This window comes from Microbacterium sp. NPDC089696 (assembly GCF_044749125.1).
GTDB lineage: Bacteria > Actinomycetota > Actinomycetes > Actinomycetales > Microbacteriaceae > Microbacterium.
This window is the reverse complement of the sequence record NZ_JBIVHF010000001.1, coordinates 185,755-198,565: the sequence shown is the minus strand read 5'-3', so window position 1 is coordinate 198,565 and position 12,811 is coordinate 185,755. Positions and strand designations below refer to the sequence as shown.

Annotated in this window: 12 protein-coding genes; 4 read left to right on the top strand and 8 right to left on the bottom strand. The window is 70.5% G+C overall.

The window, feature by feature from the left end; genetic code table 11:
- Positions 1-80: 80 nt before the first annotated feature.
- The 3 genes from ACIPY8_RS00975 to ACIPY8_RS00965 are packed head-to-tail and all read left to right on the top strand — an operon-like array spanning position 81 to position 3,231.
- On the top strand, positions 81-704 hold the full coding sequence (locus tag ACIPY8_RS00975; RefSeq protein ID WP_400813981.1) for a TetR/AcrR family transcriptional regulator: 624 nt from the start codon (positions 81-83) through the stop codon (positions 702-704).
- Positions 701-1,399 carry a hypothetical protein gene (locus ACIPY8_RS00970; RefSeq protein WP_400813979.1) on the top strand — a complete coding sequence of 233 codons (699 nt, stop codon included), beginning with the start codon at positions 701-703 and terminating at the stop codon, positions 1,397-1,399. The genes ACIPY8_RS00975 and ACIPY8_RS00970 overlap by 4 nt, the downstream gene beginning before the upstream one ends.
- The gene (locus ACIPY8_RS00965) at positions 1,396-3,231 is read left to right on the top strand and encodes a YhgE/Pip family protein (RefSeq protein WP_400813978.1); all 1,836 of its coding nucleotides are present in this window, start codon (positions 1,396-1,398) and stop codon (positions 3,229-3,231) included. Before ACIPY8_RS00970 ends, ACIPY8_RS00965 begins: the two co-directional genes overlap by 4 nt.
- 122 nt (positions 3,232-3,353) lie before the next feature.
- On the opposite strand, the gene ACIPY8_RS00960 is transcribed toward ACIPY8_RS00965, so the two are convergent.
- Positions 3,354-4,682, bottom strand: coding sequence for an MFS transporter (locus tag ACIPY8_RS00960; RefSeq protein WP_400813976.1), 1,329 nt, complete (start codon positions 4,680-4,682; stop codon positions 3,354-3,356).
- An 80-nt stretch (positions 4,683-4,762) separates the two neighbouring features.
- On the opposite strand from ACIPY8_RS00960, the gene ACIPY8_RS00955 reads away from it, so the two are divergent.
- Positions 4,763-5,524: an alpha/beta fold hydrolase gene (locus ACIPY8_RS00955; RefSeq protein ID WP_400813973.1), complete on the top strand. Its 762-nt coding sequence runs from the start codon at positions 4,763-4,765 to the stop codon at positions 5,522-5,524.
- 113 nt (positions 5,525-5,637) lie between these two features.
- Here ACIPY8_RS00955 and mnhG read toward each other — a convergent pair whose 3' ends face one another.
- The 7 genes from mnhG to ACIPY8_RS00920 all read right to left on the bottom strand — a co-directional run bounded on the left by mnhG (position 5,638) and on the right by ACIPY8_RS00920 (position 12,808).
- Positions 5,638-6,027, bottom strand: coding sequence for a monovalent cation/H(+) antiporter subunit G (mnhG, locus tag ACIPY8_RS00950; protein WP_400813972.1), 390 nt, complete (start codon positions 6,025-6,027; stop codon positions 5,638-5,640).
- Positions 6,024-6,293, bottom strand: a complete 270-nt coding sequence (locus ACIPY8_RS00945) for a monovalent cation/H+ antiporter complex subunit F (RefSeq protein ID WP_400813970.1) — start codon at positions 6,291-6,293, stop codon at positions 6,024-6,026. The genes mnhG and ACIPY8_RS00945 overlap by 4 nt, the downstream gene beginning before the upstream one ends.
- Positions 6,290-6,868 (bottom strand): Na+/H+ antiporter subunit E, encoded by a 579-nt coding sequence (locus ACIPY8_RS00940; RefSeq protein ID WP_400813968.1) that lies wholly within the window; start codon positions 6,866-6,868, stop codon positions 6,290-6,292. The genes ACIPY8_RS00945 and ACIPY8_RS00940 overlap by 4 nt, the downstream gene beginning before the upstream one ends.
- Complete coding sequence (locus ACIPY8_RS00935) at positions 6,865-8,418, bottom strand: Na+/H+ antiporter subunit D (protein ID WP_400813966.1); 1,554 nt, start codon at positions 8,416-8,418, stop codon at positions 6,865-6,867. The genes ACIPY8_RS00940 and ACIPY8_RS00935 overlap by 4 nt, the downstream gene beginning before the upstream one ends.
- Positions 8,415-9,053 (bottom strand): Na(+)/H(+) antiporter subunit C, encoded by a 639-nt coding sequence (locus ACIPY8_RS00930; RefSeq protein ID WP_400813964.1) that lies wholly within the window; start codon positions 9,051-9,053, stop codon positions 8,415-8,417. Before ACIPY8_RS00930 ends, ACIPY8_RS00935 begins: the two co-directional genes overlap by 4 nt.
- A complete protein-coding gene (locus tag ACIPY8_RS00925) occupies positions 9,053-11,995 on the bottom strand; it encodes a Na+/H+ antiporter subunit A (protein ID WP_400813962.1) in 2,943 nt (980 codons plus the stop codon). Before ACIPY8_RS00925 ends, ACIPY8_RS00930 begins: the two co-directional genes overlap by 1 nt.
- Before the next feature lie 87 nt (positions 11,996-12,082).
- Complete coding sequence (locus tag ACIPY8_RS00920; RefSeq protein ID WP_400813961.1) at positions 12,083-12,808, bottom strand: GntR family transcriptional regulator; 726 nt, start codon at positions 12,806-12,808, stop codon at positions 12,083-12,085.
- Positions 12,809-12,811: the final 3 nt, after the last annotated feature.

Below are 12,811 nucleotides of genomic sequence, written 5' to 3'. Positions count from 1 at the left end.
CGCCCGGCCCCACTGCACGGATGCTGTGAGTCGCCCGGGTTATCTTGCACACTGTTGTGCAGGATAAGTATCATGGAGGCATGACCACCCGTGCACCCCGCCGCGACTCGGTCGAGAATCGCGCCGGCATCCTCGACGCCGCTCGCGCGACCCTGGCGATCGACCCCCGAGCGTCCATCGACGTCATCGCCCGCAGTGCCGGCCTCTCCCGCCGGACCCTCTACGGGCACTTCGACGACCGTGAGGCACTGATCCGCGAGCTCATCTCCACGGGAGCCCAGCGCTTCAACGCGATCGCCGCCTCCGTCACCGACGCCGACCCGCGTCTGGCGCTCGCCCGCCTCGCCGCCCGACTCTGGCGCGAAGCCGCGCATGTGCAGTTCGCGGCGGCGCTCGCGCTCGACGAGACGCACGTCGCGCACACCGCCGACGCCCTCGCCCCCCTGCGTCGCAGCGTCGCCGACCTCACCCGTCGCGGACAGGACGACGGCTCGTTCCGCACGGACCTCGCCGCACCCTCACTCGCGCGACTGATCGAGGAGGTCGCCCGCACGGTCGTCTCCCGCACCGACGCCGGCAACAGCGGCGCCGCCAACCTCGCGGTGCGCACCCTGCTCAGCATCGCCGGCCTGTCCTGGCGCGAAGCCGACGACCTGCTCACCGCCCACCCCGAGATCCTCGCCTCCGAGGAGGTCCCCGCATGAAGATCGCCCTGCACGACGTGAGCAAGGGCCGAGGCGGTCAGGCGCTCCCGTCCACGAGCCTCGAGTTCCACACGGGCGCCGTGCGCTTCGCCCTCGCCGAGACAGAGCAGCGCCCCACCGTGCTCGGCCTCATCGCAAGTGGCCGCATGCGCCCCGAGACCGGGCGCGTCACGATCGACGGCGCGGCCGACAACCGGATGCTGCGTCGCACCGTCGCGCTCGTCGACGCCCCCGATGTGAGCGACCCCCACCCGGATATCGCCCTCGCAGGCGTGGTCGGCGAGGAGCTCATGTTCGCCGGGCTCGGCGCCACACCGATCCACGCCCGGCGCTGGCTCAACCAGCTCGGCTTCGGCGAACTCGCCGGAGCGCCGATCGGGACCGTCGACCCCGCTGCGCGGGTGCGCATCCTGTGCGAGCTCGCCGTGCTCCGCGAGGGCACCCGCGGCATCGTGCTCGTCGCGCCCGACCGGCACGGCGGCAGCCCGGACGGGTGGTGGCGCATCGCGATGGAGTTCGCCGACCGCGGTTACGCGATGCTCGTGATCGTCGGCGGTTCCGCCGCGGTCGCCCTGGAGCGGATGCAGGAGTTCGACGCCGTGAACGCGTCCGGCCCCGTGGTGCCGCTGGTGCTCGACGACGACCACGCCCCGACGCCCCCGGCATCCGATCCCGACGAGGAGGACGCACGATGAAGGTCCCCGCCATGATCGCCGCCGAGCTGCGGCGACTGACCGCCAGCCGGATGGGCGTCATCGCCCTGATCGCCCTCGTCTGCGTGCCGATCCTCTACGGCGGTCTCTACCTGTGGGCCAACCAGGACCCCTACGCGAAGTTCCCCGACGTGCCCGTGGCGCTCGTGGTCGACGATGAGGGTGCACCCGAACCCACGACGGGGACGGATGCCGCGACCGGCGACACCGTGAACTACGGCGAGGACGTCGCGGAGAACCTCATCGACGGCAACGCGTTCGACTGGCAGCGCATGACCGCCGACGAGGCGGCCGAGGCACTGCGCACCGGCACGGTCGACTTCACCGTGACCATCCCGGCGGACTTCTCCGCGGCGCTGACATCCGCCGCGGGCGAGGATCCGCATCAGGCGCGCATCGACCTCGAGACGAACGACGCCAACAACTACCTCGCCTCATCCATGGGCACCCAGGCGGTGGAGAAGATCCGCAGCTCCGTGGCCGAGATGGTCGGCAGCCAGGCGGCGGAGCGCCTGCTCACGGGACTCAGTGACGTGCGCGACAACCTGGTCACGGCCGTCGACGGAGCCTCGCAGCTCGCGGACGGTGCGACCACCGCGGCCTCCGGCAGCACGACGCTCGCCGACGGCACGGCACAGCTCGCCGCGGGGACCGCGCAGCTCGCGCAGGGCGCGAGCACACTCGCGTCGGGCGCACAGCAGGTGAGCGACGGCAACCGCCAGCTCGCCGACGTCGCCGACCGCGCCGGAGCCGCCGTGCAGCAGGCGACGAACGCCCTGCCGCAGGTGCGCACCGACATCGCGACGCTCCTCGCGGACCGCGGCCTCACGCAGGAGGAGATCGACCAGGTGCTGGCCTCCCTCGACCCGCTCGCGACCCGGCTGCAGGAGGGCAACACGACCGTCCAGTCCGCCGTGGGCAAGGTCGATCAGCTCGCCGACGGCGCCGCGGCCGTGGCCTCCGGCGCCGCACAGCTGTCGAGCGGCGCGGGCACCGTGGCGACGGGTGCTGCCGCCGCGAACGACGGGGCCGCGCAACTGCGCGATGGACTCGGCACGCTCGCGAACGGCACCGCCGAACTGCGGGACGGTCTCGCCGACGGCGTCGCGCAGATCCCGGCATCCACTCCCGAACTGCGGGAGCAGCAGGCCGACACGATCGCCGATCCCGTGAAGGTGTCGAGCGACAAGGTCGCCTCCGCCGAGGACTACGGTGCCGGCCTCGCCCCGTTCTTCGCCGCGCTCTCGGCGTGGATCGGCATCTACGCGCTGTTCCTCATCGTCAAGCCCATCTCCCGGCGCGCGGTCACGGCGCTGCATTCGCCGATCCGCGTGACCCTGGCCGGCTGGCTGACCCCGGCCGCGCTCGGCGCCGTCCAGATGCTCGGCCTCATGGGCATCCTCGCGATCACCCTGGGCTTCACGTTCGACAATCCCCTCGGCACCCTCGGAGTGCTGATCGCGGCCTCGGCGACGTTCGCGGCGATCATCCTCGCCCTGAACGTGTGGCTCGGCTCGGTCGGGCAGTTCCTCGGACTCGTGCTCATGGTGCTGCAGCTCGTCACCGCGGGCGGCACCTTCCCGTGGCAGACGCTGCCCGCTCCGCTCGCGGCCCTGCACCACGTGCTCCCGCTCGGATACGTGGTCGACGCCATGCGGCAGCTCATGTACGGCGGAGACCTCGCCCGCGCCGGATGGGACCTCGCGGTGCTCGCACTGTGGCTCGTCGGCGCCCTGGTGTTCGCCGCGATCGGCGTCACACGGATGACGCATCGGCGCACGCTGCGCGACCTCCAGCCCAGCCTCATCGGCTGAGCGACGCCGAGCACGGCCGAACCGCGCAACTTCTGCGGCCCTCGACTCGTTCTGCGGCCTCCGCGGGATGCGGGGGCCGCAGAAGTCGGCCGTGGCCGCAGAAGTTGCGAGCGGGCAGGCTCTCAGGCCGCGGGACGGACGGATGCCGCGGCGCGGCGCGCGATCAGCCAGATGCCGACCGCCGCCACCAGGAAGATCGCGGCGAGCATCCCCCACCCGGCGAGGCCGTAGGTGATCGCCGTGGCGTTGACGACTATCGGCGAGGCGAGCGCCCCGAGCGAGAAGCCCATCCCGAAGACGCCCTGGTAGGCGCCGGCGCGCACGGGGTCGGCGAGCTCGAAGCTCAGCCCCCACGCGCCGGCCTGCGAGAGGATCTCGGCGAAGGTGTGCGCCACCATCGCGAGCACCAGCACGACGACGGCGACCCACGCGGGCAGACCGGCGGCGAGCGCGTACACGAGACAGGCGGCCACCATGAGCCACCCCGCGATCATGGTCACCCGCCCGGCGACCCGCAGGTCGTGGGTGCCGCGCGAGGCGCGCACCTGGAACAGCACCACGAGGGTCGTGTTGACGATCAGCAGCACCGAGACGACGACCTCCGGCGCCTCCGTGTAGCCCGTGATCCAGAGCGGGACTCCGAACTCCGCGACCCCGAACTGCATGCCGAACACCGCGGAGAGGGCGCTCAGCACCAGGTAGCGGGGATCGCGCCAGGGCGAGCGGCGGTTCCAGTCGCGACGGGAGGCGGACGCGGCATCCGTGTCGATCGACCCCGTCTCGGTGCGCACGTCGTGGATCGCCGAACGGCTCGGCGCGTCGACCGCCGACGTGAGGCGGAGAAGAGGCAGCGACCCCAGCGCGCACAGGAGTCCGCCGCTCGCGATCACGATGCGGTACGCCTCCGGTGTTCCCAGGGCGAGCGCGATCGCCCCGAACCCCGACCCCGCCGCGATCGACACGTTCGTCGCGGTGCGCAGCACGGCACGGGCGTGCACCCGGCGTTCCGACACGAAGCCCCGGGCGATGATCGCCGACCGCGCCGAGTGGCCCATCGAGTCGAGGAACCCGCTGAGGCTCGCCAGCACCAGCGCCGAGAGGAAGTCCCCCGCGAACGCGTAGGCCGCGAGCATCAGGCCGCCCAGCGCCTCGAACGCGAACGACAGGCGCCGTGCGCTCCACCGGTCGGCGAGCCATCCGCCGAGAAGCGACCCCAGCACGCCGCAGCCGCTCGACACCGCGAGCACGACCGCGGCCTGGGCGGCGGAGAGCCCGAGGATCTGCGTGAAGAAGAGCACCGTCACCGCGAAGAACACGCCGCGACCGACCCGGGAGACCGCCGTGGCCGTGACCAGCGCCCGCAGCACCGGGTCGTCGAGGCTCGAGCGGAGACGCGCCCGAAGGCCCGCCGGGGTCGGGACGGAGGCGGTGTCCGGATCGGGGGAGGTCACCCTCCATCCTCACATGCGACGACGCGTCGCCCCGCCGTCGCCGATTCGTCGCGCACCGCGCGCTGGATTAGCGTGGGGAGGTGGCATCCAGTTACCTCGCCCCGAAGGGCACCCCGGTCACCCTGCTCGAGTTCGAGCACGCGGGGGCGACGCTCATCTCCGAGACGTTCGGCGAGGGCGAGCGCACGTTCCTGCTGCTGCACGGCATCGGCATGGGGCGCAGCGTCTACCTCGACGTCGTGCAGCGCTTGCGTGGACGCGTGATCGCGGTCGACCTGCCCGGTTTCGGGGAGGCGCCGGAACCGGAGCGCACCCTCACGATGGAACGTCACGCCGACCTCGTCGCCGCCTACCTGCGCCACACCGGCGAAGGACCGGTCGTCGTGATCGGTCACTCCATGGGCAGCCAGATCGCCGCCGAGCTCGCGGCCCGGCATCCGTCCCTGGTCGAGGGCGTCGTGCTCGCCGGACCCACCGTGAACAAGGCCGCCCGCAACGTCGCCGCCCAGGCCTCTTACCTGCTGCGCGACCTGGTCGGCGAACGACCGCTCGTGATCTGGCGCGGAGCGCGCGAGTACCTGCGCGGGGGCCCGAACCTCGTCCGCAAGATGCGCGCGACGATCGCCCACGCGCCCGAGAAGGCGTTCCGCCGCATCCAGTCGCCCGTCCTGGTGCTCCGCGGCGAGAGCGACCCGCTCGCGCCGATGAGCTGGTGCCAGGAGATCATCGACGAGATCCCGGGCGCCGACCTGAGGGTCATCCCCGACCACGGTCACGGCACGCTGATCAGCGACTCCGAGCCGGCCGCCGAACTCATCCAGGGCTTCGCCGACCGCCTCTGACCGCCTGCTCGGCCACAACTTCTGCGGCCCGCGGCAGTTTCTGCGGCCACCAGACGGCCTCATGGCCGCAGAAGGTGCACGTGGCCGCGGAAAGCGCCGAAGGCGGGAGGCGGTCAGCCCGCGGCAGGCGGCGTCTGCTTCGACTCGGCCAGCTCGTCGACGACGAGGTTCCGCTCGTCGGTCGTGCCGTTGCGATACGCCTGGCGGCCGACGATATGGGCGGAGAGAGGGGCGGTCGCGAACTGCATGAGGACGATCGGGGCGACCAGCAGCAGCCCGACGAGGATGCCGCCGACCGTGCCCATCGACACCGCGATCGCGAGGCAGATGAGCACGAGGCCCAGGACCTGCGGCTTCGTCGCCGCGTGCAGGCGCGAGGGCACGTCGCGGAAGCGCAGGAGCCCGACCGCGGCCGACAGGCACAGGATCGCGCCGAGCAGGATGAGCACGAGCACGGTCGTGTCGACGACGGCGTCCGGCAGAGCGAGTTCGAACACGTTCATGGCGTCGTGTTGTCCCTTCTCGCGACGAAGCGGGCCACGGCGATCGAGCCGAAGACGCCGATCGCGGCGATGATGAGCATCACGGGGATCGTGCGGGTGTGCCCGTTGATCGCCATCTCGGCGCCGAGGACGCACAGCACCTCGGTGAGCAGCACGTCGGAGGCGACGGCACGGTCGAGGATCGAGGGACCCCGCACGATGCGGATGATCGTCAGGATCGCGGCGATCCCGAAGACCACCATGATCACCATCAGCAGCACGTTCATCGGACACCGCCCTTCGCCGCACGCTCATCGGCCTTGAGGGCACGGTACTGCGACGGGGCGCCGAGAGCACGCACGATCCGCCGCTCCCAGCGCAGCACTCCCTCGCGCTGCCTCTCGACGTCGGCCGCCGAGTGCACGCCGATCACGTGCAGGTACAGCACCTGCCGGTCGCGATCGGCCTCCACGATGAGCGATCCGGGGATCAGAGACGAGACGACCGACACGTGCGTCATCATGAGGTCGTCGGCATAGCGCAGCGGGACCGCGATGATGGCCGTTCCGGGCAGTCGACGGAAGTCGAACACCTGGATCGTGACCGAGATCGCACCGCGCAGCATGGCCCACAGGAACTGCACCACGAAGACCGCGGCGTACCAGAGGTTCACCCGACCCGACAGCTCGACCGTCGGCAGCCGGAACACGCGCGTCACGAACACCGCGACCACGAGTCCCGTGAGGAACGCCAGCACGGTGAACTGGCTCCACAGGAGCATCCAGAGCACGACGAGCCAGGCGAGGAACGGCAGCTGCACGCCGAGGTCGCGCCAGAAGTGTCGCGCGTTGTCGCGGCTCATCCGTCCACCTCGCCTTCCAGCTGCACGAGGTTCACGGGATCGAGGAGCGTCTCGCCGATGCGGTCGCACAGGGCGTACAGCGGACCGGCGAACACGGTCAGCGCGACCGTGACCCCGACCATGCCGGCCGTCGCGACCGTCATGATCTTCGGGATGCGGCGACGCTCCTGCTGCTCGTCCGCGGCCGGCGCGTTGCCGAGGTAGGAGATGCGCCCCTCGGTCTCGGTCGAGTCCTCCTCCTCGCGCCAGAACGCGAGGTTCCACGCGCGCATGAGCGCATACAGCGTGAGCAGCGAGGTGACGATGCCGCCGACGATCAGCACGATCATGAGCGGGGTGCCGACCGAGGCGGCGGCCTCGAAGAGCGCGAACTTTCCGATGAACCCCGAGAACGGCGGGAGCCCTCCGAGGTTGATCGCCGGGATGAAGTAGAGCACGGCGATCACCGGCGCCACCTTCAGCAGTCCCTTGACCCGCAGGATCGACGTGCTCCCGGCTCGGCGCTCCACGAGCCCCACCGCGAGGAACAGGGTCGTCTGCACGATGATGTGGTGCACGATGTAGTACACGGTCGCGCCGATGGCCGCGGGGGTCGCGATCGCCAGACCGAAGATCATGTACCCGACGTGGCTCACCAGCGTGAACGACAGGATCCTCTTGAGCTCCGCCTGGGCCACCGCGCCCAGAACTCCCACGATCATGGTCGCGAGCGCGATGATGAGCAGCAGCGTGTCGATGCTGTTGTCGGCGAAGAGCTGCGTCTCCGTGCGGATCAGTGCGTACACGCCGACCTTCGTCAGCAAGCCGGCGAAGACCGCGGTGACCGGTGCCGGCGCGGTCGGATAGGAGTCCGGCAGCCAGAACGACACCGGGAAGATCGCGGCCTTGATGCCGAACGCGACGACGAGCATGAGGTGCAGCACCAGCTGCGTCTCCTGCGGGAGCTCGGTCATGCGCTCCGCGATCTGCGCCATGTTGACGGTGCCGAGCGCCCCGTAGATCATCGCGATCGAGGCGAGGAAGAGGATCGACGACACGAGCGACACGACGATGTAGACGGCGCCCGTGCGGATGCGCGACTCCGTGCTGCCGAGCGTGATGAGCACGTACGACGCCACGAGCAGGATCTCGAAGCCGACGTAGAGGTTGAAGAGGTCACCCGCGATGAAGGCGTTGAAGATGCCGGCGGCGAGGATCAGGTACGAGGGGTTGAAGATCGAGATCGGGGTCTCGTCGGCCCCGTCGGCGACTCCCTGACCGATCGAGAAGAGAAGGACGGCCAGAAGCACGATGCTCGACACCAGCACGAGGAGCGCGGCGAGCCGGTCGACGTACAGCACGATGCCGAACGGCACGGGCCAGCCGCCCACCGACACCGCCATCGGCGCCCCGGCGTCGACCGCGACGAGCAGGACCGCCGCGATCACCGACACCGCGGCGAGTGTCACGACCGTGACGAGCACCTGCAGGCGGGCGTTGCGGCCGAACACGAGCGTGACGGCGGCGCCGAGCAGCGGGAGACCGACGAGCAGGGGGACGAGTGCGCTCATGGGCGGTCCTCCCCGTCGTTCTCGGTCGTGCTGTCGGATTCCTCGGGCTCGTCGGGCGGGGCGGACTCGTGCGCGAGCGTGGAGGCCGCGGCATCCGCCTCGCTCGATCCGTCCTCGTCGTCGGCATACGAGCCGTAGACCCGGTCGACCGGGGCGTCGTCGTGGATCGCCGGGTGGTCGCGCATGTGGAGCACCGTGATCGGCGCGGTCTGCACGCCGACGAAGTCCGTGGTCGCCTCGTCGTCGTCGATGTCGGCCTCGTCGTCCATGAGGTCCTCGTCGGCGTCCGTGCGCTCGCGCAGGGCGATGTCGGCCTCGTCGTCCTCGACGGTGTCGGCCTGGCCCAGCTGCCAGGAGCGGTAGATGAGCGCGAGCAGGAACGCCGACACCGCGAACGTGATCACGATGGCGGTGAGGGTGAGGGCCTGCGGCAGCGGGTCGCTCACGTCGCCCTCCGCGCCGTAGAAGGGAGCCCGCCCCGGCACGCCCATCACGATCAGCAGCAGGATGTTCGTGGCGTTGCCGAGCAGGAGGAACCCGATCAGCACGCGGGTCAGGCTGCGCTCGAGCATCGCGTACACGCCGCAGCCGAACAGCACTGCCATGATCACGATCAGCGTGAGGGAGACATCCATCAGATGCTCACCCCCCGCTCGCGCAGCTCCTGCGCCTGGCGGTCGACCTCGGCTCCGAGGCTGCGGAGCACATCGAGCACGAGCCCGATCACGACGAGATAGACGCCGATGTCGAAGATCGTGGACGTGACGAACTCCATGTGCCCGATACCCGGGATCTCCCACTCCCAGAACGTGCTGGTGAGCGGCGCCATCCCGAAGAACAGCGGCACGATCGCCGTGCCGACCGCGAGGATGAGACCGGCGCCGAGCAGACGTCCGGCATCCGTGGGCGCGGCGGCGCCGAGCTCCCAGCGTCCACCGGCGATGTAGCGCATCACGAGCGCCATCCCGGCGACGAGGCCGCCGGCGAAGCCGCCGCCGGGCAGGTTGTGGCCCGCGAAGAGCAGGAAGATCGACACCACGATGATCGTGTGGAACAGCACGCGCACGATGACCTCGAGCAGGATCGACCTGTTCTCGGGCTTCATCTTCTGACCGCCGACGAGCCAGGCGCGCGGGCTGCTCTGGTTCTCGACGGTCTGGAAGCGGACGCCGTCGGTGGTCTCCACGAGGGGGCGGCTGAGCGTGCGGCGACGGCGGGCCTTGGGCAGCGTCTTGGTCGCGGCGAGCATGTCGGCCCGATGCGTCACGAACACCAGGGACGCGACGCCGGTCGCGGCCAGGACGAGCACCGAGAGCTCGCCCATCGTGTCCCAGCCACGGAGGTCGACCAGCGCCACGTTCACGACGTTCTTGCCGTGGCCGATCTCGTACGCGAGCTTCGGGAACATCTCGGAGATCGGGTCCGCCACGCGCGACTGCGTCGCGACGATCGCGATGAGCGCCATCGTCAGACCGACGCCGATGCCGAGCAGGGCCCGCGGGATGCGGCCGACCGAGGCGTTGTGCTCGCCCATCCGCGCCGGCAGACGCCGCAGCACGAGAGCGAACGTCACCATCGTGACGGTCTCGACGAGGATCTGCGTCAGAGCCAGGTCGGGGGCGCCGCTCGTCGCGAACAGCACGACCATGCCGAGGCCCGTGATCGAGACGAGCACGACGCCCGTGTAGCGCTTCTGCGCCCGGACAGCCATGACGCCGGCCGCGGCCATGAGCGGCGCGACCACGATCTGCACGGGCGTGTGCCACGGGGAGAGCTCGGAGCGAGCGACGTCGGTCGCGAGGAGCGCGGTGATCTCGGCGGCGACGAACACCACGAAGATCGTGCCGACGTACACGGGCAGCGATCCGCGCTGCGTGAGCGAGGTGGAGAGCACCGAGAGCCGGTCGACGCCGCGCATCACGAGGTAGTACACGTCGGCGGCGGTGAACGGGATCAGACGCGACTTGCGGTCCCAGCCCGTGCGCAGCGTCAGGAGGAAGACGGCGGCGCCGAGCAGGATCGACAGGATCGAGATGCCGAGCGCGGGCTCCAGGCCGTGCCACAGGGCGAGGTGGCCCGGTCCCTCGACGGCGGCTCCCTCGTGGTCGAGGCCGGGCGTCGCGGTGAGGGCGTATCCCTGCAGCGCCGTGTCGAGGGCCGGGGCCCCGATCCCGGCGGCGAGCGTGACACCCGCGAGGATGATCGGCGCGGAGAGGAAGCCCACCGGCGGATCCGGCCATACCGTGTCGGGAATACGATCGCCCATCGCGTCGCGCTTCGACCAGAACGCTCCCCACAGGAAGCGGAGCCCGTATGCCGCGGTGAGTATGGATCCGAGACCGACGCCGATGATCGCGACGAGACCCCACGGCGAACCGCCGATCGCGTCGTCGAGCAGGGCGGTGAGCGTGGACTCCTTCGCGACGAAGCCGATGGTCGGCGCGATGCCCGCCATCGACGCGACGGAGATGAACGCCGCCGTGGCCATGACGGGAGCCTGCCGACCGACGCCGCTGAGCTCGGTGATGTCTCGCGTGGAGAGCTGACGGTCGATCACGCCGACGATGAGGAACAGCGCGGACTTGAACAGCGCGTGGCCGATGACCAGGGCGAGGCCCGCGAGCGCGCTCGCCTGGGTGCCGTAGCCGACCACGATCGAGAAGAAGCCGAGCTGGCTCACGGTGCCGAACGCCAGGATGCGCTTGAGGTCCGTCTCGCGGAGCGCCTGGATGCCGCCGAGCAGCATCGTGATGACGCCGAGCGTGATGATGATCGGCCGCCACGGGCCGGTGAACGCGAAGACCGGCGCGAAGCGCGCGATCAGGTAGATCCCCGCCTTCACCATCGCCGCCGCGTGCAGATAGGCGCTGACGGGGGTCGGCGCCGCCATGGCGCCCGGCAGCCAGAAGTGGAACGGGAAGATCGCGGACTTGCTGAGGGCTCCGACGAGGAGCATCACGACCGCCGCGTCCACGATCGGACCGGTCGGCTCGAGCACGAGGATCTCGCGGATGCTCGTGGTGCCGGCGTCGACCACGAGGAGCACGACGCCGACGAACATCACGAGACCGCCGAGGGTCGTGACGAGAAGCGCCTGGAGCGCGGAGCGTCGGCTGGCGGCACGGCGCCGGTAGTGACCGATCAGGAGGTACGAGAGGATGCTCGTCACCTCCCAGAACATGACGAGCATGACGATGTCGTCGGTGAGGACGAGCCCGTACATCGCGCCGGCGAAAGCCAGCAGCACGGCGGAGAACTGTCCGATGCCGGCCGAGTCGTCGTGGAAGTACCATCGGCAGTAGAGGAGCACGAGCGCACCCACGCCCGTGACGATGAGCGTCAGCACCCAGCCGAGCACGTCCATGTGCATCGACAGGTTGAGGCCGAGCTGGGGGATCCAGGAGATCGATGCGAACGGAGCATCGCCGTCGATCACCTGCGGCGTCATCACGAGGGCGTGGACGAATGCCGCGGCGGGAATGAGAGCGGCGACGGCGAAGGCCTGAGCCCCCAGCCAGCGCACCAGCACGGGCATCAGGATCGACCCGAGGAGGAACACGGCGAGGAGCGTCAGCATGGGCGGCTCCTCGGGGCTCGTCGGCCGAGGGATCTCGGCACAGGCGGGCGGGTGTCGAGAACCAGTTTACCTGCCGTAAGGATCCCGTTAGGCCGTGTGGTCGGAATCCGCCCGTCTGGCGAGCGCCGGACCGAGTCGCGCGTAGGAGTTCGCGATGTGCGCGCGCATCGCCGACGCGGCCGAATCGGGGTCTCGCCGACGCAGCGCGTCGAGGATCTGCTCGTGCTCCCGGACCGTGTCGTCCTCGAAGTCGTGCCGGAAGTTCAGGCGGTAGAGGTGCATGTGCGAGCGGAGCCGCACGATCGCCTCGGCGAGGAGCGGGCTGTCGGCGTTCTCGGCGATCAGATGGTGGAAGTGGAGGTCCTCGTCGATGAAACGACGGTAGTTGCGGAAGCGCTCGTCCTCGTCGGGGCCGGATGCCGCGCGCATCTGCTCCACGGAGTCCGCGAGCTCGGACTCCGTGTCGTCGCCGAGGCGGCCGGAGGCGCGCCGCGCGGCCTCGGGCTCGAGCAGCTCGCGCATGTCGTAGAGGTCACGCAGCCCCGTGGCGTCCAGCAGCGGAGCGGCGACGTAGCCCTTCAACGCGCGCTTCGCGACCAGGCCCTCCGCCTCGAGCCGGGTCAGGGCCTCGCGCACGGGGGTCGGGGACACGTCCAGGTCGCGCGCCACGGCGTCGATGTTGACGCGGGCACCGGGCTCGATCACCCGGTCCATGAGGAGTCCGAGCACGGCGTCGTACACGTCGTCGACGAGAGCGCGCCGCGCAGGGAGCGCACGGGGTCCGCGTGCGGGACCCTCGTCGTCGCTGAACATGAG

Coding starts and splice junctions, on each gene's coding strand:
- ACIPY8_RS00945 (WP_400813970.1), bottom strand. CDS start 6,293: ATGAACGTGCTGCTGATGGTGATCATGGTGGTCTTCGGGATCGCCGCG.
- mnhG (WP_400813972.1), bottom strand. CDS start 6,027: ATGAACGTGTTCGAACTCGCTCTGCCGGACGCCGTCGTCGACACGACC.
- ACIPY8_RS00965 (WP_400813978.1), top strand. CDS start 1,396: ATGAAGGTCCCCGCCATGATCGCCGCCGAGCTGCGGCGACTGACCGCC.
- ACIPY8_RS00930 (WP_400813964.1), bottom strand. CDS start 9,053: ATGGATGTCTCCCTCACGCTGATCGTGATCATGGCAGTGCTGTTCGGC.
- ACIPY8_RS00970 (WP_400813979.1), top strand. CDS start 701: ATGAAGATCGCCCTGCACGACGTGAGCAAGGGCCGAGGCGGTCAGGCG.
- ACIPY8_RS00935 (WP_400813966.1), bottom strand. CDS start 8,418: ATGAGCGCACTCGTCCCCCTGCTCGTCGGTCTCCCGCTGCTCGGCGCC.
- ACIPY8_RS00925 (WP_400813962.1), bottom strand. CDS start 11,995: ATGCTGACGCTCCTCGCCGTGTTCCTCCTCGGGTCGATCCTGATGCCC.
- ACIPY8_RS00975 (WP_400813981.1), top strand. CDS start 81: ATGACCACCCGTGCACCCCGCCGCGACTCGGTCGAGAATCGCGCCGGC.
- ACIPY8_RS00940 (WP_400813968.1), bottom strand. CDS start 6,868: ATGAGCCGCGACAACGCGCGACACTTCTGGCGCGACCTCGGCGTGCAG.
- ACIPY8_RS00920 (WP_400813961.1), bottom strand. CDS start 12,808: ATGTTCAGCGACGACGAGGGTCCCGCACGCGGACCCCGTGCGCTCCCT.